Origin of the sequence: Melissospora conviva (assembly GCF_049523535.1) — a bacterium.
Lineage (GTDB): Bacteria > Actinomycetota > Actinomycetes > Mycobacteriales > Micromonosporaceae > Melissospora > Melissospora conviva.
This window is the reverse complement of the sequence record NZ_JBLLDT010000001.1, coordinates 396,818-415,524: the sequence shown is the minus strand read 5'-3', so window position 1 is coordinate 415,524 and position 18,707 is coordinate 396,818. Positions and strand designations below refer to the sequence as shown.

The 18,707-nt window shown below is 73.5% G+C and carries 16 protein-coding genes; 7 read left to right on the top strand and 9 right to left on the bottom strand.

The features are described 5' to 3' along the window. Positions 1–101: 101 nt before the first annotated feature. Positions 102–848, bottom strand: coding sequence for a Fic family protein (locus tag ACK8GG_RS02050; RefSeq protein ID WP_440355387.1), 747 nt, complete (start codon positions 846–848; stop codon positions 102–104). Between the two features lie 230 nt (positions 849–1,078). Here ACK8GG_RS02050 and acs point away from each other — a divergent pair, with 230 nt between their 5' ends. The 4 genes from acs (at position 1,079) to ACK8GG_RS02030 (ending at position 7,369) form a co-directional block, all read left to right on the top strand. After that, entirely contained in the window at positions 1,079–3,043 is a 1,965-nt protein-coding gene (gene acs / locus ACK8GG_RS02045) for an acetate--CoA ligase (protein ID WP_440354305.1), read from the top strand. A gap of 291 nt (positions 3,044–3,334) precedes the next feature. Then, a complete protein-coding gene (locus ACK8GG_RS02040) occupies positions 3,335–5,725 on the top strand; it encodes an immune inhibitor A domain-containing protein (protein ID WP_440355675.1) in 2,391 nt (796 codons plus the stop codon). A gap of 105 nt (positions 5,726–5,830) precedes the next feature. After that, positions 5,831–6,364, top strand: coding sequence for a hypothetical protein (locus tag ACK8GG_RS02035; RefSeq protein ID WP_440354306.1), 534 nt, complete (start codon positions 5,831–5,833; stop codon positions 6,362–6,364). 72 nt (positions 6,365–6,436) lie between these two features. Continuing rightward, a complete protein-coding gene (locus ACK8GG_RS02030) occupies positions 6,437–7,369 on the top strand; it encodes an alpha/beta fold hydrolase (protein WP_440348543.1) in 933 nt (310 codons plus the stop codon). Between the two features lie 118 nt (positions 7,370–7,487). Here the strand turns inward: ACK8GG_RS02030 and ACK8GG_RS02025 are convergent, their stop codons facing one another. Both ACK8GG_RS02025 and ACK8GG_RS02020 read right to left on the bottom strand, forming a co-directional pair. After that, positions 7,488–7,853 carry a UCP033725 family protein gene (locus ACK8GG_RS02025; protein ID WP_440354307.1) on the bottom strand — a complete coding sequence of 122 codons (366 nt, stop codon included), beginning with the start codon at positions 7,851–7,853 and terminating at the stop codon, positions 7,488–7,490. Beyond that, complete coding sequence (locus tag ACK8GG_RS02020; protein WP_440355386.1) at positions 7,850–10,492, bottom strand: SseB family protein; 2,643 nt, start codon at positions 10,490–10,492, stop codon at positions 7,850–7,852. Before ACK8GG_RS02020 ends, ACK8GG_RS02025 begins: the two co-directional genes overlap by 4 nt. Positions 10,493–10,645: 153 nt before the next feature. On the opposite strand from ACK8GG_RS02020, the gene mycP reads away from it, so the two are divergent. Further along, positions 10,646–11,857, top strand: a complete 1,212-nt coding sequence (mycP, locus tag ACK8GG_RS02015; RefSeq protein WP_440355385.1) for a type VII secretion-associated serine protease mycosin — start codon at positions 10,646–10,648, stop codon at positions 11,855–11,857. Between the two features lie 6 nt (positions 11,858–11,863). Here the strand turns inward: mycP and ACK8GG_RS02010 are convergent, their stop codons facing one another. The 3 genes from ACK8GG_RS02010 to eccB form a co-directional block, all read right to left on the bottom strand. Continuing rightward, positions 11,864–12,157, bottom strand: a complete 294-nt coding sequence (locus ACK8GG_RS02010) for a WXG100 family type VII secretion target (RefSeq protein ID WP_440348547.1) — start codon at positions 12,155–12,157, stop codon at positions 11,864–11,866. 24 nt (positions 12,158–12,181) lie between these two features. Further along, positions 12,182–12,502 carry a WXG100 family type VII secretion target gene (locus tag ACK8GG_RS02005; protein WP_440348548.1) on the bottom strand — a complete coding sequence of 107 codons (321 nt, stop codon included), beginning with the start codon at positions 12,500–12,502 and terminating at the stop codon, positions 12,182–12,184. 163 nt (positions 12,503–12,665) lie between these two features. Next, entirely contained in the window at positions 12,666–14,033 is a 1,368-nt protein-coding gene (gene eccB / locus ACK8GG_RS02000) for a type VII secretion protein EccB (RefSeq protein WP_440355384.1), read from the bottom strand. Positions 14,034–14,129: 96 nt separating this feature from the next. Here eccB and eccE point away from each other — a divergent pair, with 96 nt between their 5' ends. Further along, the gene (eccE, locus tag ACK8GG_RS01995; RefSeq protein WP_440355674.1) at positions 14,130–15,995 is read left to right on the top strand and encodes a type VII secretion protein EccE; all 1,866 of its coding nucleotides are present in this window, start codon (positions 14,130–14,132) and stop codon (positions 15,993–15,995) included. Between the two features lie 59 nt (positions 15,996–16,054). Beyond that, on the top strand, positions 16,055–16,438 hold the full coding sequence (locus ACK8GG_RS01990) for a phage holin family protein (RefSeq protein WP_440348550.1): 384 nt from the start codon (positions 16,055–16,057) through the stop codon (positions 16,436–16,438). A gap of 175 nt (positions 16,439–16,613) precedes the next feature. On the opposite strand, the gene ACK8GG_RS01985 is transcribed toward ACK8GG_RS01990, so the two are convergent. From ACK8GG_RS01985 to ACK8GG_RS01975, 3 genes are all read right to left on the bottom strand, one after another. Beyond that, positions 16,614–17,342 carry a Clp protease N-terminal domain-containing protein gene (locus tag ACK8GG_RS01985; protein WP_440355383.1) on the bottom strand — a complete coding sequence of 243 codons (729 nt, stop codon included), beginning with the start codon at positions 17,340–17,342 and terminating at the stop codon, positions 16,614–16,616. Positions 17,343–17,391: 49 nt separating this feature from the next. After that, positions 17,392–17,892: a GNAT family N-acetyltransferase gene (locus tag ACK8GG_RS01980; protein ID WP_440354312.1), complete on the bottom strand. Its 501-nt coding sequence runs from the start codon at positions 17,890–17,892 to the stop codon at positions 17,392–17,394. A 138-nt stretch (positions 17,893–18,030) separates the two neighbouring features. Continuing rightward, positions 18,031–18,624 carry a copper resistance CopC family protein gene (locus ACK8GG_RS01975; protein ID WP_440354313.1) on the bottom strand — a complete coding sequence of 198 codons (594 nt, stop codon included), beginning with the start codon at positions 18,622–18,624 and terminating at the stop codon, positions 18,031–18,033. Positions 18,625–18,707 lie beyond the last annotated feature (83 nt).

Below are 18,707 nucleotides of genomic sequence, written 5' to 3'. Positions count from 1 at the left end.
ACCGGCCCGCGTCACCGCGACCGCCTGACCGGCCCGTGCCGGCGCGACCATCGACTGTCCGCGCCGGCACGACCGGTGCACGCGGCGCCGGCCCGAAGCGGTCACACCCCGGCGAGGACCTCGTCGCCGATCTCGACGAGCTGGGCGGCGGCGACCTCGACCGCCGCCGTGTAGTGGCGCAGCCAGGAACGGATGCCGTCCGGGGTGCCGGTGGCGAACGCCCGGGCCGCGCCGACGTACTCGGGCTGGCGCTCCAGGTGGCCGATGTCCACGCCGACCAGGCCCCGCGGGTCCAGCCCGGAGGAGAGCAGGGTGAGCCGGGCCGCCGCCCGCGCGACCACCGCCGACGGCCCGGCGAAGGGACGCAGCGCCAGCAGTTCGCCGTGCACGACGGCCGCGAGCACCAGCGGCGAGGTCGCGGACCCGCCGGCGACCAGACCGGCGAGGGTCTCCAGCCGGGCCGCGACGAGCGGATCGGTGACCGGCCGCCCCAGCTCCGCGGCGGGTACGACGTCGCGGGCGGCGAGCACGTGCAACCGCGCCAGCGCCTGCCGGGGCGCCTTCGGCCAGAGGTCGCTCAGCCCCGGCAGCGCCCCGGCCACCCGCAGCGCCCCCTGCACGACGGGGTCGGTGACGGTGCCGGCCCGGACGGCCTCCCGCTCGTACGCCGCTCCCTCGAGGGCGGCGCTGGCGATCGCGCTGCGCAGCCCGACCTCGGCGGCGACCTGCCCGCCGTTGCGGCGCAGCGCGCGGTGGCGCAGCGCCTGGTCGACCTGGTCGCGGGCCGCCTCGACGGCGGCGGCGATGTCTGCGAGTTTGAGCAACGGGGCGAGCGGATCCGTGGTCACGCCTGTCACGCTAGCGAGCCGCCGGGGCGCGGCGGGCGGCAGCCGTCCGATCCGCGACCGGCGACACCGCGGCCGGTGAGCGCGCCGCAACGGCCGCTCGGCGCGTACGGCGCGACGCCACGGTCGCCAGGCCGCGGCACCCCGGTTAACCTCTGGCCCAGGTAACGAGACGCAGATCACGTGCGGATACGAGGAGTTGCCATGATCAGCCACCACCGGGAGGCCGCGGTATGAGTGAGGCGTTCGAAAACCTGCTGCGGGAGACCCGCGAGTTCCCGCCACCCGCCGAGTTCGCCGCGAACGCCAACGTCACCGCCGAGGCGTACGACGCCGCCGCCGCGGACCGCCTCGCGTTCTGGGAGCAGCAGGCGCGGCGGCTGGACTGGGCCACGGAGTGGGACCAGGTGCTCGACTGGTCGGGCGCGCCCTTCGCGAAGTGGTTCGTCGGCGGCCGGCTCAACGTCGCGTACAACTGCCTGGACCGGCACGTCGAGGCGGGCCTCGGCGACCGGGTCGCGATCCACTGGGAGGGCGAGCCCGGTGACACCCGCACGCTCACCTACGCCGACCTGCACCGGCTCACCTGCCAGGCCGCGAACGCGCTGACCGATCTCGGCGTCACCGCCGGCGACCGGGTCGCGATCTACCTGCCGATGATCCCGGAGGCGGCGGTGGCGATGCTGGCCTGCGCCCGCATCGGCGCCACCCACAGCGTCGTCTTCGGCGGCTTCTCCGCCGACGCGCTCGCCAGCCGGATCGCCGACGCCAGCGCCAAGGTCGTGATCACCGCCGACGGCGGCTACCGCCGGGGCAAGCCCTCGGCCCTCAAGCCGACGGTCGACGAGGCGGTGAAGCGCTCGCCGTCGGTGGAGCACGTGCTGGTGGTGCGCCGTACCGGCCAGGACGTCTCCTTCGCCGGGACCGACCACTGGTGGCACGAGACGGTGGAGACCGCCTCGCCGGAGCACACCGCGCAGCCCTTCGACGCCGAGCACCCGCTCTTCATCCTCTACACCAGCGGCACGACGGCGAAGCCGAAGGGGATCCTGCACACCAGCGGTGGTTACCTGACCCAGACGGCGTACACGGCGCACGCTGTCTTCGACCTGAAGCCGGCCACCGACGTCTACTGGTGCACGGCCGACATCGGCTGGGTGACCGGGCACTCGTACATCGTGTACGGCCCGCTCGCCAACGGCGCCACCCAGGTCATGTACGAGGGCACCCCGGACACCCCGCACAAGGGCCGCTTCTGGGAGATCGTCGACAAGTACCAGGTGTCGATCCTCTACACCGCGCCCACGCTGATCCGCACCATGATGAAGTGGGGCGACGACATCCCGGCCGGCTACGACCTGTCGTCGCTGCGGCTGCTCGGCAGCGTCGGCGAGCCGATCAACCCGGAGGCCTGGATGTGGTACCGGGAGCACGTCGGGCACGGTGCGCTGCCGGTTGTCGACACCTGGTGGCAGACCGAGACCGGGTCGATGATGATCTCGCCGCTGCCGGGGGTCACCGCCGCCAAGCCGGGCAGCGCCATGACGCCGCTGCCGGGAATCGTCGCCGACGTGGTGGACGACCAGGGGCAGTCGGTGCCCAACGGCGGCGGCGGCTACCTGGTGCTGCGGGAGCCGTGGCCGTCGATGCTGCGCACCATCTGGGGTGACGACGCCCGCTTCGTGGACACGTACTGGTCGCGGTTCGAGGGGATGTACTTCGCCGGCGACGGCGCGAAGAAGGACGCCGACGGCCACATCTGGCTGCTCGGCCGGGTCGACGACGTCATGCTGGTCTCCGGGCACAACATCTCCACCACCGAGGTCGAGTCGGCGCTGGTGTCGCACCCCTCGGTCGCCGAGGCGGCGGTGGTCGGCGCGACCGATCCGACCACCGGACAGGCGATCGTGGCGTTCACCATTCCACGCGGGACGGTCGACACCGACGGCGCGGCGGGCGAGGCGCTCATCAGCGAACTGCGCGACCACGTGGCCCGTACGCTCGGGCCGATCGCCAAGCCGCGGCAGATCATGCTGGTGCCGGAGTTGCCGAAGACCCGCTCGGGCAAGATCATGCGGCGGCTGCTGCGGGACGTCGCGGAGCACCGCACCCTCGGGGACGTCACGACGCTGCAGGACTCCTCGGTGATGGATCTGATCGCCTCCGGGATGGGCGGCGGCAAGTCCGACGAGGACTGACGGCGCGAGTACGACCTGGGGGCGGTGCCGACCGGCGCCGCCCCCTTCGCGTGCCGCCGCCCTCGCCGGGCGCACGCCGGCCGCAGTTGTGACGCCGGAGCGCTCCGGGCGCAGATTTCTGCAATGAATCGACCGCCACATCTTCCCAACCGGGGCAGGAGTGCCTAGGTTCACATTGGCCGATACCACTATTCGGCCTCTTCTATCCGGACGGCCGAAGTCGCGCCCGTCTCGAACGGGCGACTCCGGCAACCCTCGAACCGGAGGTACCCAGAGGTGCGCAAACTCATGGTGGGGCTGCTCACCGTGTCGCTCGCGACGGGAGTCGGGGTTTCACTGGCCCCCGCCGTCGTCGCGGCCCCTACGGCAGGCACACCCCAGGCCGACGCCCCCGAGGCGGTCGCCGTTCACGATCTCCCCAACCCGTTGGAGGAGAAGCGGCGCGAGCTGCGGGAGCAGGCGGTCAGCGCGGTCGTCAACGGCGACCTGACCGCCCAGAAGCGCGGCAAGAGCACGGTCGCCAAGGTCGGCAAGACCACCGGCCACTCCCCGGGCAAGGGCCAGGGCGGCAAGCGCAAGTCCGGCGCCACCAAGACCCAGGACCAGTACGTGGAGCTGGGCCGGGAGGCGACCGACCAGATTTTCGTGATCCTGGCCGAGTTCGGCAACGACCGGCACCCGGACTACCCGGACCAGGACACCGACCCGAACACCGAAGGACCGGCCCGTTTCGACGGACCGCTGCGCAACGAGATTCCCGCCCCGGACCGGCGGGTCGACAACTCCACGGTCTGGCAGGCCGACTACTCGGCCGAGCACTACCGCCAGCTCTACTTCGGTGAGGGCGAGGGCGTCGAGTCGGTCAAGACCTACTTCGAGACCCAGTCCTCCGGCCGGTACAGCGTCGACGGCACCGTCACCGACTGGGTGAAGGTCAAGTACAACGAGGCGCGCTACGGCCGCTCGAACGGCTACCCCTGCGGCGGCAGCGTCTGCAGCAACGTCTGGGAGCTCGTCAGCGACGCCGCCAACCAGTGGGTCGCCGACCAGAAGGCCCAGGGCCGTACGGACGCGCAGATCGCCACGGACCTGCAGGCGATGGACCAGTGGGACCGGTACGACTTCGACGGCGACGGCAACTTCAACGAGTCCGACGGTTACATCGACCACTTCCAGATCGTGCACGCCGGCGGCGACCAGGCCGACGGTGACCCGTGGCAGGGCGAGGACGCCATCTGGAGCCACCGCTGGTACGCCTTCTCCTCCGACATCGGCCGCACCGGCCCGGGGAACAACCCGCTCGGCGGCACCCAGATCGGCAACACCGGCTTCTGGATCGGCGACTACACGATGCAGCCGGAGAACGGCGGTCTGAGCGTCTTCGTGCACGAGTACGCCCACGACCTGGGCCTGCCGGACGACTACGACACCTCCGGCGGCGGCGACAACAGCGTCGAGCACTGGAGCCTGATGGCGCAGAGCCGTCTCTCCGGCAAGAACGACCAGGGCATCGGCACCCGGCCGGGCGACCTGGGCGCGTGGAACAAGCTGATGCTCGGCTGGCTGGACTACGAGGTGGTGGTCGCCGGACAGCGGCGGACCATGACCCTCGGCCCACAGGAGTACAACAGCGCCAAACCGCAGGGTGTGGTGGTGGTGCTGCCGCAGAAGGAGGTCACCGTCGACCTCGGCGAGCCGTACGCCGGGCAGGCGCAGTACTTCTCGGGCAGCGGTGACGACCTGGACACCACGATGACCCGCACCTTCGACCTGACCGGCAAGTCCTCGGCGGCGCTGTCGATGAAGGCGCGTTACGCCATCGAGGAGGACTACGACTACCTCTACCTGGAGGCGTCGGCCAACGGCGGGCAGAGCTGGACGGCGCTGGACGGCACGGTCAACGGCGAGCCGTTCAGCCGGGACGGCAGCGGCACCCCGGCCATCGACGGCTACACCGACGGCTGGGCCGACCTGAACGTGTCGCTCGACGCGTACGCGGGCGCTCCGGTGCTCTTCCGGTTCCACTACCGCACCGACGGCGGACTGACCGAGCCGGGCTTCTTCGGCGACGACATCACCGTCACCGCGGACGGCGCGACCCTCTTCACCGACGGCGCGGAGGGCACCACCGACTGGGCCCTCGACGGGTTCTCGGTCGTCGGCGCCAGCGCCACCGATCTGTACGACCACTACTACATCGCGGGCCACCGGTCGTACGTCAGCTACGACAAGTACCTCAAGACCGGCCCGTACTTCTTCGGCTACCAGGGCACCAACAAGCCGGACTGGGTGGACCACTACGCGTACCAGGAGGGTCTGCTGATCTCCTACTGGGACACGTCGCAGGCCGACAACAACACCAACGCCCACCCGGGCCAGGGCCGCAACCTCTACATCGACTCGCGGCCGCGGCCGATCTACAACCTGACCGGCAACCCGTGGCGCGCCCGGGTGCAGGTGTACGACGCTCCGTTCAGCCTGCGCAAGGCGGACTCGTTCACCCTGCACATCAACGGCAAGCCGCAGTACATCCGCGGTCAGGACGCGCAGCCGCTCTTCGACGACACCAAGAAGTACTTCTACGAGGAACTGCCGAACCACGGGGTCAAGCTCCCCGCGGCCGGCGTCAAGATCCGCGTACTGGAGGAGAAGGGCACCTCGATCAAGGTCCGGATCTTCTGATCACGGACGAGGCGATCGCATGATCCGGTGCCCCGGGTGTTCACACCCGGGGCACCGGCGCGTCCGCCCCGGGAACCGATGACGGTGGCGCCGCGTCCAACCGGCATGACGGGAACACTCGTGCGGGCCGGTGCCGCCGGCAGGGCGCCCAGTCGACGGCGGTACCTGCTGGCCGCCGTGACCGGCGCGCTGCTGGTTGCCCTCGGCAGCGGCTGCGCCACCCAGGAGAGGGGAAGCATCGTGCGCGAGGACTCCCCGCCGGCCGCCGCCACCCCGGGCACGTCCGGCCCGGCTCCTGCCCCGTCGGTGGCCGGCCCCGGCAACGGCCCGGTCTCCTCCGCGGGCCGGCCGCCCTCCACCACCCCACCGCCGGGCCTGCCCCGGCCGAGCAGCCCGCCCAAGAACCCCACCGACGTCACCAGCCCGGGCTGGGTCGGCGGCACTGTCACCACGGGCGGCACCGGCCCCTGCTACGGCCTGGTCACCGACGACGGCGAGGCGTACGCGCTCTACAGCGATCAGGGCTGGACCCTGGTCGAGGGCACCCGCATCCGGGCGCTGGTCGAGCCGAATCCGCTGCGCATCTACTGCGGTCCGGGCCGGCACGTACGGCTGGTGAAGTTCGCCAACGTCGGCTGAGCAGCCCCGCGCCACCACCGCCGCCAGCGCCGCACGACACCGGGCCGGACAGCGCCCCCTACGCTGTGCAACATGAGCGAGCAGCGTGGCCGCATCGTGGACGAGTCGGTCGTCCTGACCCCGGGGCCGTGGACGCACCGATTTGTCGGCGCCAACGGCAGCCGCTTCCACGTCGTGGAGGCCGGCACCGGGCCGATGGTGCTCTTCCTGCACGGCTTCCCGGAGTACTGGTGGGCCTGGCACGAACTGCTCCCGGCGGTCGCCGAGGCCGGCTTCCGGGCGGTCGCCGTCGACCTGCGCGGCTACGGCGCCAGCGACAAGCCACCCCGCGGGTACGACGGCTACACCCTCGCCGCCGACGTCGCCGGACTGATCCGCAGCCTCGGTGAACGGTCGGCGACAATCGTCGGCACCGGCCTCGGCGGCATGATCGGCTGGGCTGCCGCCACCTTCCACCCCTCACTGGTACGGCGGCTCGTGGTGCTGGGCGCCCCGCACCCGCTGCGGCTGCGCGCGGCGCTCTTCGCCGATCCGCGCGGGCAGTTCACCGCCTCCACCCCGGCCCTGAAGTTCCAGGTGCCGCGCTACGAGCATGTGCTGACCCGCGACGGCAGCGCCGCCGTCGGCGAACTCCTGCGGCGCTGGGCCGGGCCGCGGTGGGCCGGCACCGACGACTTCGAGGCGTACGCGCAGCACTGCCGGGAGGCGCTGCGGATCCCGCAGGCGGCCTTCTGCGCGCTGGAGGGCTATCGCTGGGCGTTCCGTTCGGTGCTGCGGTTGCACGGCTACCGGTTCGTGCGGCTGATGCAGCAGCCGCTGGTCACGCCCACCCTGCAACTGCACGGCGAGTGCGACACCGCGGTCCTGCCGCGGACCGCGCAGGGCTCCGGCCGGTACGTCATCGCCCCGTACGAGTGGCGGCTCCTCGACGGGGTGGGGCACTTCCCGCATCTGGAGGCCCCGGACGTGGTGCTCGGCGAGGTGCTGCGCTGGGCGAAGTCCTGAGGCGGTCGCCGGGTGCGCAGCCCTTGGGGGCGGTGAGCGGCGTTCAACCCCGGCGCAGGGGCGGCTCAGGACTCGGGCCAGTGCCGCACGCTCAGATCTCAGGGCCGGCGCGGGGTGTTCAGACTCGGACCTGGCGCAGGTCGGCGACCTCGGCGGCCGGCGCCCAGCCCTGGTAGACGCCGTACTCGAAGACCTCCAGCCCGAGCGCCTCGGCCACCGGCCAGCGTCCGCCGGTGTACTCCAGCCGCAGCCAGTCACCGTGTTCGGCGAGGACCACGAAGGGCTGCCCCTGCCAGGTGCAGGCGGTGCGGACGTAGACGATGGCGCCGACCTCGGCGGCCGGGACCACTCGCACGTACCGCTGCGGCGCGACCTCGGTGAAGCCTTCGGCCGGGTTGTCGCGGTAGAGGCGCACGTCGTCGCCGTCCGGGCTGGCCGGATAGTCCGCGTCACGCCAGCGGGCCAGGTAGCCGTCGTAGATCACGGTTGCCCGTCCTGTTGCCAGAGGAGCCGGTCGGCGTCGAAGGTGGCGACGCCGCGCTCGGTGCCGTCGGCGTCGATGCGCAGCAGCCGCGCCCCGTGGGGCAGCCGGGCACTGTCCACCTTGAACTCGGCCACCACCTCGCTCCCCTCGCCGGGAGCGAAGCCGTTGCCCCGGAACGGCGGGCGTTCGATGACCCAGCCCTCCATCGCCCTCATCGCCGCCTCGCCCTGACCGCCGTACGGGATCCGGTAGAGGCTGGGGCGGTAGGCACGCCAGCGCAGGACGTAGACCTCCGTCGCGTCCGGGGAGAAGGGCGAGCCGGGATGGTTGAGGCCCAACGCGTGGTAGAGCTTGGCCGGGGTGTTCAGGTGGGCGACCTCCGCGGTGCGGTGCACGAAACCACCGACCCGGTCGTAGCCGCGCTCGAGGTAGTAGCCGAGCTGGCTGGGGGCGATCACCTTCTGCATCAGCGGCCGGGCCGGGTCGTCGGTGCTGTCGTACCCGGACGCGGCGGCCGGCACCGGGACCGCAACGGGCGCCGGTTCGGGGTCGGCCTCGGCGCCGAGCCCCACCTCGGCGGCCCAGCCTGCGAGGGTGACGACCTGCGCTCCCGGCAGCGTCGCGCCGATCGGGGTGCCGGGGTTGACAACGAAGGACCAGCTCTGGTCGGCCCAGTTCCGGATGAGCTGCACGAACTTGACCGGCACCGTCTCGATCGTCAGCAACCGGTGGTCGGCGAGGCGTTCCACCGAGGTGTAGACGACCACCGCCGGGCCGCCGTCGAGCTCCTCGGTCGGCCAGATGAAGCCGTCCTCACCGGGCAGGGCGCCGACCGCGGAGCCCGGCCGCAGGGGCAGCAGCACCCGCGCCAGCAGCAGCGTCGAGCAGAACGTGTCGGTGCTGCCGTCCTGCACCGCGGCGAGCAGATCCTCCTCGACGCTGTTGGCGGGGCTGAAGCCCTCGGGCAACGGGAGCCCGGCCCCGGTCAGCACCGGCCCACCGGCCGACGCGGCCGGGGTCTGCTCGGCGGCAGTTGCCGGTTCCACCTCGGGTGCGACATCCACCGGGGACTCGGCGGCCCAGGCGGGGCTCTCCGCCGGCGCCGCGTCCACCGACGGCTCGGCTGCCCAGGCAGAGGTCACCGTGGGCTCCACCGCCGGCGCCTCGTCCACCGGCGGCTCGGCTGCCCAGGCTGGGGTCGGCGCGGGCCCGGGTGCCGCCGGGCTCGTGGTGGGCGTCTCGGCGGACTGCGGCTCGGCGTGCACGTACGACGGCACGACCGGCGGCAGCGGCTCGTACCACTGGGGACCGGCGGTGCTCGGCAGCGGCTGTTCGACGAAGGTCCCGTCGATGACGATCGGGCGGGGTTCGGCCGGCGTGGAGGCGAAGGGCGGCACCACGGCGAGATCGTTGACCAGCAGCTCCGGTTCGTCCGGTTCCGGCGACGTTCCCAGCGCGGGCCGGACACCGCGCTGCGGCGGGGCCGGCGGGGTCGGGGTCGGGGTCGGCGGCAACGGCTCGGCCGGGGCAGGTGCAGGCGCTTCGCGCACCGGCTCGGGTCCACCGTCGGCGGCCGGGGCCACCCGGTCGAAGAAGCCGGCGACCCGCGGCGAGTCCGACGGCGGCACGGGGTTGCGGTCGCGGGATGCGTCGAGCCAGCCGGTCTCCTCGGAGCTGGGCCGGTTCGGCGTGGCCTGCGGCGCGGCGAAGGACCGGGCCTGGGCCGCCGGGTCGGTGCCGCGTGGCCGGAAGGCGCCCGCCAGGCGCGGCACGCGCTCCTCGGCAGCGGCCGGCGGCACCTGGGTCGCAGCCGGAGGCGGCGGCACGGGTGCGGCAGCCGGGGGCGGCGGCGCAGGTGCGGCGACGCGGGGCGGCGGTACGGCGGCCGGCGGGGCGAGGTCGGGCCAGAAGACCGCAGCGGAGGCGACGGGCTGCTGCGGCGCGTCCGCCGGAGCGGGCTGCTCGGTCGCTGGGGCGGGCTGCGCGGTCGCCGGGCGGGGCGGGGTCTGGCCGTACCGGAAAGGTCCGGCTTCGGTGCCCGCGGCGGCGGACCGGCGGGGCAGGCCGGTGCGCGGGTCGATGACGACCGGCGGTGCGGCGGGGGTGTCGGCCGCGGGCGTGGCGGTGGGCTCGGCGGCGCTCGACCGTTCCCGGCTGCCCGATTCACGGCCGCCCGGGCCGGCGTTGGCGCGAACCCGGGCCATCTGCTCGACCCGCTCCAGCCGGGAACGGGCGCCGAGCGTGCGCCCGGGGACCTTGCTCTCACCGCGCACGAGCTGCTGGACGAACCAGGCCGGGAGGTATCCCTCGATCGGCAGGCCGGGGTTGACCGCGAGCCACCACTGCGGATCGGGCCAGTCGCCGGCCAGCTCCGCGTAGGAGGACCAGCGGGTGTTGCCGGCGGCCTGGCCGAGGCAGGCGGCGAGCGCGGCGGGCGAGGTGAAGGCGAGCACGTGGGTACGGCCGCCGGTGACCCAGGTCCCCCAGCCGGCCCCGGTGGCGCCGGGCACCGGGGGCGCGGCGACAGGCAGCAGCAGGTCGGCGCGGGAGAGCACCCGGAAGTAGAGATCCTGATCCTGCGCCCGCAAGGCGTCACGCAGCGCAACTTCGACCGAGGTGGCCGGCTCCCATGCGGTCACGGCCACCTCCTCACCCGGCGAGCAGATACAGCTGTCGCGTACAACCTACAAGGTTGACGCATGATCACAATCGCAGGCCAGGTGTGCCGGTTGACGGATGGCGTACCGGCGCTAGCATCCGCTCCGGAGCCCGCCACACCACGGAGGACGTCGATGCCCTGCCGCCGGATCCGACTGCTGGGGACCGCCCTGCTCGCGAGCACGGCGCTCGCCACCCCGATCGCCGGCGCCGTCCCCGCCGCGGCCGCGCTCCGGGCCCCGGCCTGCGCCGATGCCCCTCCCGCGGCGGCACCATTCCCCGGCACGCCCTGGCCCCAGCAACGGTACGCGCCCCAGCGGATCGCGCCGCTGGCCACCGGCGACGGCGTGGTCGTGGCAGTACTGGACTCCGGGGTCGACCGCGGCCATCCGCAGCTGCGCGGCCGGGTCCTGGCCGGGGCTGACCTCCTCGACGGCGGCGACGGGAGCACCGACTGCGTCGGGCACGGCACCGCTGTGGCCGGCATCATCGCCGCGGCAACGGCGCCCGGCACGGGCTTCACCGGCCTCGCACCGCAAGCCCGGATCCTGCCGGTACGGGTCAGCGAGCAGCGCGAAGTCGACGGGGACACCCCGGGCCGGCGGGTCGACCCGGCCGGCTTGGCGCGGGCGATCCGCTGGGCGGTCGACAGCGACGCCGGGGTGCTGAACCTCTCGCTGGTCCTGCACCGCGACGAGCCGGCGGTCCGCGCGGCAATCGCGTACGCGCACTCCCGGGACGTGGTGGTCGTGGCGGTCGCCGGCAACCGGCAGCAGGAGGGCGCCCCGACGCCGTACCCGGCGGCGTACGACGGGGTGATCGGTGTCGGGGCGATCGACGAGACCGGAGCGCGGGCCTCGTTCTCACAGGCCGGGCCGTACGTCGACGTGGTCGCGCCCGGCGTCGAAGTGCACGCCACGGCGCCGGGTGGCGGGCACCGGGTCGACTCGGGCACGAGCTTCGCGGCTCCCTTCGTCGCCGCCACGGCGGCGCTGGTGCGGCAGTACCACCCGGGGCTGACCGCGGCCGAGGTGGCCGCACGGATCATCGGGACCGCCGATCCGGCTCCGGGTGCCCCGCGCGACGGCTACGGCGCCGGGGTGCTGAACCCGTACCGGGCCGTCACCGAGACCGCGCAGGTGCGGCCGGCGGCGCAGCCTGACCCGGTTGCGTCCGTCGCCGATACGGCGGTGGCCGCCGCGCAGGTGCGACGCGCGGCGGCCACTGACCGGTCCTGGCGGGTGGCGGCGGTGGGTGGCGGTGTGGCAGCAACCCTGCTGCTGGCGGCGGTGGTGCTCCCCCGCGGCCGGCGGCGGCGCTGGCGGGCCGGCGCCGCCCGGCCCTGACCGCTTTTACTGGAAGAGCTGGGTGTTGCGACGCTCGGTCGCCAGGTATTCGGCGGAGGACTCGTCCATGGCGAGCTTGATGTCGCGCAGCATCGCCTTGAGGTTTTCCGAGGCGGCCTGCCACTTCGCCTGGCGCTGGGCGTAGGCCTGCTGAGCCTCGCCCTCCCAGGTCGCCACCAGCGGGGCGGCGTCCTGCTCCAGCTGGCGCAGCTGGGAGTCCATCGTGTTGAGCGCTTTCTGGATGTCGGCGCCGGCCTGCTGCAGGGCGCCGAAGTTGATGACGAGCGTGCCGTCGTTCATTGCGATCTCCTCCTGGTGGGCCGGTCAGAGCGGCAGGTTGATGCCGCCGCGGTTGGTCCGGGCCATCCGGTCGGCCGCGGCGGTGTCGGAGGCGGTGTACTGGCCGCCGGCGGAGCGGATCGCCTCGGCGGTCGCCTGCAGGTTGCGCTGGATCGCCGCCTGGTCCTGGGCCCACTGCTGCTTGACCTGCGCGAAGGAGCGCCCGCCGGCGCCCTGCCAGGCGCTCTGCAGCACCTCCAGCTCGCGCAGCAAGCCGCTGAGCGTCGACTGCAACGTCTCGTTGACCTGCTCGAACTTCGCGGCGGTCTGCTGCATCACCGCGGCTTCCGCCTGGGTTCTGGCCACCCGTGGTCACCTCGTTCCTGATTCGGAGGATCACCGGCGCGCTCGCCCCGGCCGGGGGCGTACGCGCCGAGGACACTCGCCTACGTCAATTCGTCACCGACCGTATCGGCAGTGATCACGCAGGCGCCACCCCGTCCACGTCGCCTGTGGACAACGGGCTTCGTCAGGATTGCGCGGGCTGCTCCGCGGCGGCCGGGTCGAGCGGCACCCCGGCGGGCACCAGCGCGACCACCGCGGCCGGGATCCGCGTCGGAGCCACGCCCGCGTACCCGAGCCAGTCGAGCACCTGCCGGTCGGCGACCGCATGCCGCGCGCCCAGGTCGGTCACGACCATCAGGCCACCACCGGCGGCGCCGGGCGCGGCGACCGCCTCCACCACGGCGCCCTGTCCCGGCGCGATCGCGATGTGGTCGACGAGTTCGGCGCCACCGCCGGGCCGGCCGCCGCCGGTCTCCACCGGCGCCACGCCGTAGCGCACCTGCCCGACCCCGCTGTCGTCGGTGATGACGCCGCAGATCGTGTCGGCCGCCACCGCGACCAGCTGCGGCTTGCCCGGCGGCGGCGCGGTCGGGCCGCCGGGCACCAGGTCGGGCACCTGGAGGGCCACGAGCTGTCCCTGGGCGATCTCCGCCGCCGTTACCTGCCGGTTCGTGCCGCCGCTGAGCAGCAGGCTGGCCTGAAGTTCGGTGATCGGGGCCAGCCCGGTCCGCACCGCCACCGCGTACTGCCGGCCGCCGCCGGGAACCGTGGCGACGAAGACGTCGCCGACCCGCGCGCCCGACAGGTGGGGCGAGGGCCGGCCGGCCCCCTCGATCGTGATCCGGCCCAGGTCGGCGCCGGCCGGCAGCGCGTTCAGCAGCGCCGGGGCCACCGGGACCGCCTGGGACGGGGTCGCCGCCAGCGCCGCCAGGGCGACGGCGGCGTCCCGGAGCAGGTAGCGGCGCTGGTGCCAGATCAGGTGCAGACCCCCGTCGGGGTGCCGGGCCAGGATCGCGTCGTCGCCGAGGACGCGTCCGCCCTCGGGCGCCCGGCCGACCAGCAGCGCCGAGCGCGGCGGTGCGCCCTCCGACGCCGTGGAGCAGACAGTCCAGGGCGCGCCGGCGAGCTGCCCGGGCGCGGGCAGCGAGTCCGGCGCGTCGGTGATGCCCAGCGGCCCGCCGCGGGGCACCCCGGCCAGCGCCGAGCGGGAGACCGGCACCGTCGCACCGCCGCCCTGCACCAGCAGCAGACCGGAGGTGTAGTTGCGTACCGGATGGAGCGTGCCGTCGCGATAGACGTAGCGGGCTCCGGTCTCCTTTTCGACGATCACGCCGCCGGCTTCCCGCCAGTCGCTACGGCCGCTGCCGGTCAGCGCGCCGTAGACGGCCATCGCTCCCACGCCGATCGCGGCGATCAGTACACTTGCGAGCGCCGTACCGGCCAGCCGCCGCATCGGTGAGCGGGCCGGGTCGGTGTCACGGAGCACGAGAGCGGCGACCACCCGCTGGATCATGAACTGGTACGAGTGCAGTTGGTCCTGCCGCGACGACATCGGGTCCCTCTCCGTCCGGTCCGGCCCATACGATAGGCGGCGCTGAATGACTGCGGGGGGCGCTCCGAGTCGGCCAAGGGGAGGCAAGGCGTGACGATGACGTTGGGCGACCGCCCGCGGTCGGGATCGAGACAGGACTCCTCGACGGGCGGCCTGCGGGTCGGCCAGGTGGTCGCGACCCAGGTCGCCGCGCTGGTGGCCGTGGCTGCGGCGACCCAGGGCGTCGTCGGCATCGTGGTGGGCGCCGTCGTCGCGGTCCTGCTGCTGGCGCTGACCTGGGCCCCGGTACGCAAGCGCTGGCTCTTCGAGTGGGCCGGCGTCGGCCTGCGGTACGCGACCCGGCGCAAGGCGCTGCCGGCGGGCGCGCCGCCGGCCGCCTTCGCCGAGCTGGTCTGCCCCGGGACGACCACGGTCGCCGCGGAGCTGGCGGGCGAGAACGCCGCGATGATCAGCGACGGGTACGGCCTGACCGCCGTGCTGGAGGTCGGCGACCGCGCCGGGCTCCTCGGTGAACAGGCGCAGAACCTGCCGCCGCTGGCCACCCTGCTGCCGCCGGCCAACCCCGAGAACCCGCCGATCCGGCTCCAGCTGCTGCTCACCGCCGCCCCCGCGCCGGTGCTCGCCACCGGCAACGGCCCGGCCGGCACCTCGTACCGCCAGCTCACCGACGGGCGGCTGCTCGCCCAGGCTCGGGTGCTGCTGGCGGTGCGCGTCTCGCGTACCGAAGGGTGGTCGACCGAGGACCTGCGGCGCGCGCTCTCCAGCGCGGTGCGCAAGGTCCGGCGGCGGCTGGACGAGACGCCGGCCCAGCTCCTCGGCGACGCGGCGGCGACCCGGGTGCTGGCCGAACTGGCCCTGCACGGCGAGAGCGAGCCGGTCCAGGAGTCCTGGCAGGCGCTGCGGGTCGGCGGGCAGGCGCAGGCGGTCTTCCGGCTGCGCCGCTGGCCGGGCAGCGAGGCCGGGCAGGACGCCCGCCTGGTGGCCCGGTTCCTGGCGTTGCCGGCGACCACGACCACTGTCGCGATCAGCGCCGGCCCGTGGGGCACCGGCAGGGACGAGATGCTGCCGATCGGCATGACCGTACGGCTGGCCGCCCCGGCCGCGGCGGAGCTGAACCTCGCCGCGCAGGCACTGCGGCAGGCCGCCAAGGCCGAGGGCACCGAGGTACGCCGGATCGACGGCGAGCAGCTCGACGGACTCGCCGCCACCCTCCCCCTGGGCGGCGGGGGCCAGAACCTGACGCTCGCCGCCGCCGACGTGAACCGGCTGGCGCTGCCGCTCGGCCTGACCGGTCTGATGGTGGGGCGCAACCGGCAGGGCGCACCGATGACGCTGCGGCTGTTCCGTCCGGAGCCGACGCGGATGACGCTCGTCGGTGGTGTGCGCGCGGCGCAGTTGATGGCCCTGCGGGCGATGGCGCTCGGTGCGCGGGTGCTGGTCCAGACCTACCGGCCGCACGCCTGGGAGCCCTTCATCCGGGGGGCGACCATGCCCGGCCAGGTGATCCCGATGGTGCCGCCGGGCCGTCAGCTGGGCGAGGTCGACGGCACGTCGTGGCAGCCGACGCTGATCGTCAGTGACTGCGGACCGGCCGAGAACAACCAGGGCCCGGTCGGGCCGGGGACCGGCCCGGGATGGCAGGCGACCCTGGTGGTGCGGGAGCAGCTGACCCACGCCGACAGCGACGGCCTCTCCCGGGCCGATGTGGTGCTGCTGCAGCCGCTGCGGGCGGATGAGGCGTCGCTGGCCGGGGCGGCGCTCGGGCTCGGCGAGGCGGCGGAGTGGCTGACCAGGATGCGCCCGGACATGGTCGCGGTGGTGAACCGGCGGACGCTGCGCTGGGCGATGCTCACCATCACCCCGATCGAGACGCAGCTTGTCGGGGCGCCGACCCGTCCCGCCCCGACGGTGACGGGACGGGCGTCGGCGGGGACGGTCTACCGCCCGGCGGTGCAGGCCTAGCGGGTTCGGTGCGGCGGCGGCGGGTTTTCCGCTGTCGCCGATCATGGGAGCATCCCGCCATGGGTTTTCTCAAAGGTCTACTGATCCGGCTCGGCTCGACCGCGGTGGCGTTCTGGCTGGCCACCCTCATCATCCCCGGCATCGACCTGAGTGCGCAGACGACCGGTGAGACCGTCGTGACGGTCATCGGCATCGCGATCATCTTCGGTCTCGTCAACGCCGTCCTGCAGCCGATCATCAAGTTCGTCGGCTGTGGGCTCTATCTGCTCACGCTCGGTCTGATCGCGCTGGTCGTCAACGGTCTGCTGCTGATGCTGACCAGTTGGATCGGCGAGCGGCTCGACCTGCCGTTCCACGTGGACGGTTTCTGGCCGGCGGTGCTCGGCGCGCTCTTCGTCAGCGTTGTCACCTGGATCCTCGGCGCCATCCTCGACCGCGACTGATCATCCGGCTGCACCGGGCCGGCCCGTCCGCCGTCTCGCGACGGTTACCGCCGGGCCGGCCCGGGCTCCGTTGAGGGTGGTCACCCCACGCCGCCCGGCGGCGCGGGCCGTACGGCGACCGGGCGCTCTAGCATGGATCCCATGGATGAACTCGTCGCCCTCTATGCCGAAGGTGTCAGTCCGGCGCGACGGAGATCTCGGCCAGCAGTTGCGTGAGCCGGCTCTCGGCCCTGGCCTTGTCCAGCCCCAGGCCGGTCAGCACTCCGTCGCCCTGTTCGAATTCCAGCAGCGCCAGCAGGACGTGCTCGGTGCCGATGTAGTTGTGTCCCAGCCGCAGCGCCTCGCGGAAGGTCAGCTCCAGCGCCTTCTTGGCCGGGGCGTCGTACGGGATCAGGGCGGGCACCTCGTCGGCGGCGGCGGGCAGCGCGGCAGTGGCGGCGGCGCGGATGTCGGCGAGCGTCACCTGCTGCTCGGCGACGAGGTGGGCGGCGAGCCCGTCGGGTTCGGCGAGCAGCCCGAGGATCAGGTGCGGTACGCCGATCTGCGGGTTGCCGGCTGTGCGGGCCTCCTCCTGGGCGGCCACCACCACGTTGCGGGCCCGGGGCGTGAACCGCTGGAATCCCTCCCGGGGATCCAGGTCGGGCTGCTCGCCCGGCTTGGCGACGAAGCGCTTCTGGGCGGCCTGCTTGCTGACTCCCATGCTGCGGCCGATCTCGGTCCAGGAGGCACCGGAGCGGCGGGCCTGGTCGACGAAGTGGCCGATCAGGTGGTCGGCGATGTCGCCGAGGTAGTCCGCGACGAGCACGGCGCCCGCGAGCTGGTCGAGGCTGTCGGGGTGGGTTTTCTTGATCCCTTCGATCAGGTCGTCGAGTCGGACCTGGGGATTCAGCTGTGGATTCGTCATGCGTCAACCATAGGTTGACGGTCCCGTGCCGTCAACCATAAGTTGACGATCAGCCGAGCGGGGCGATCTCCTTCGCCAACGTCAGGTCGTCCACGTACCCGCCGTCGATGACGAACTCCGCCCGGTGGCGGCCCTCGAGGACGTACCCGTGCCGGGCGTAGAGACGCTGGGCGGTGACGTTGCCGCCGAGGACGTTCAGGCTGAGTTTGCGGCCGCCCCGCGACCGGGCGTAATCCTCCGCGGCGACCAGCAGCGCCGAGGCGACGCCGGCCCGGCGGGCCCGCCGCGCCACCACCAGCCCGCGAATGCCGAAGACATGGGCCGCCTCCGGCAACGGCGGGTACTTCAACTCCACCTTCACGTAGCCGACGAGCACGCCGTCCAACTCGGCGACCAGGAACGACCCGGGCGGATTGCGATCGGAGAAGAAGGCCGCCTGCTCCCTGGCGAAGACCGACGGGAATCCCGACTCGGTACTCCACGAGGTCCGGTCCAGCACCACCAGCGCCGCGTCGTCGGCGCTGGTGGCCGGTCGCACCTGAACGGACATGTCACACGCTCCCCCCGGGTCGTCGCCGACCGGCGGAGCGTACGCCCACCCGGCCCCGCCGCGGTACCGCTCTGTCACCCCGGCAAGCCCTCGCGCGGTCGGCAGCAGGAGCTGACACCAGCGCCGCCGACGCGCCCGTCAGGGGGTGCGGCGGCTGCGGATCCAGAAGAAGACGATGGCCGAGGCGAGCAGCAGCAGGGCGATCACGATGGCGGCGATCGTCACGCCGCTGACGCCGGTCGAGTCGGCCGTCAGCTCCGCTTCCGGCGTCGGCGCCGTCGTCGGCTGCGCCGAGGTGGCCGGCGGCGCAGCGGCCCCGGGGACGGCCAGGGTGAAGGCGTACGAGCCCTGCACCGGATGCCCGTCGCTGGAGACGACCCGGTACGCGACGGTGTAGGCCCCGTTGGTCAGGGTGTCGCCGAGCGCCACCGTGGCCCGCGCTCCCGCCACCTCCGGCGCGGTGCCGACCTGCTGCTGGTCCGGGCCGGTGACCGTCACCGTCGTGTACTGCGGGTTGAGGCTCGACATGAACTCCAGCACCACCTCCTGCGGCGCGCCGGTCAGCGTCGTGCCGGCGGCCGGGGTGGCGGACTTCAGCGAGTTGTGTGCCCAGGCCGGAGCCGCGGGCGCCACCAGCAGCAGCGCGGCGGCGAGGGCGGCCGCGACGAGCCGGGCGGCGCGGCCGGCGACGGCCCGCCCGCTGGCGGGGAGCGAGGACGGTACGGCGGTCATGGCGGAGCCTTCCGGATCAGTGACGGACACCAGCCGGGACCGGTGCGGCCCGGAACGAACGACAGCGGCAGCACCTGCCACCG

Coding starts and splice junctions, on each gene's coding strand:
- acs (WP_440354305.1), top strand. CDS start 1,079: ATGAGTGAGGCGTTCGAAAACCTGCTGCGGGAGACCCGCGAGTTCCCG.
- ACK8GG_RS02035 (WP_440354306.1), top strand. CDS start 5,831: ATGACGGGAACACTCGTGCGGGCCGGTGCCGCCGGCAGGGCGCCCAGT.
- ACK8GG_RS02030 (WP_440348543.1), top strand. CDS start 6,437: ATGAGCGAGCAGCGTGGCCGCATCGTGGACGAGTCGGTCGTCCTGACC.
- mycP (WP_440355385.1), top strand. CDS start 10,646: ATGCCCTGCCGCCGGATCCGACTGCTGGGGACCGCCCTGCTCGCGAGC.
- ACK8GG_RS02010 (WP_440348547.1), bottom strand. CDS start 12,157: ATGAACGACGGCACGCTCGTCATCAACTTCGGCGCCCTGCAGCAGGCC.
- eccB (WP_440355384.1), bottom strand. CDS start 14,033: ATGTCGTCGCGGCAGGACCAACTGCACTCGTACCAGTTCATGATCCAG.
- eccE (WP_440355674.1), top strand. CDS start 14,130: ATGACGTTGGGCGACCGCCCGCGGTCGGGATCGAGACAGGACTCCTCG.
- ACK8GG_RS01990 (WP_440348550.1), top strand. CDS start 16,055: ATGGGTTTTCTCAAAGGTCTACTGATCCGGCTCGGCTCGACCGCGGTG.
- ACK8GG_RS01985 (WP_440355383.1), bottom strand. CDS start 17,342: ATGACGAATCCACAGCTGAATCCCCAGGTCCGACTCGACGACCTGATC.
- ACK8GG_RS01980 (WP_440354312.1), bottom strand. CDS start 17,892: ATGTCCGTTCAGGTGCGACCGGCCACCAGCGCCGACGACGCGGCGCTG.
- ACK8GG_RS01975 (WP_440354313.1), bottom strand. CDS start 18,624: ATGACCGCCGTACCGTCCTCGCTCCCCGCCAGCGGGCGGGCCGTCGCC.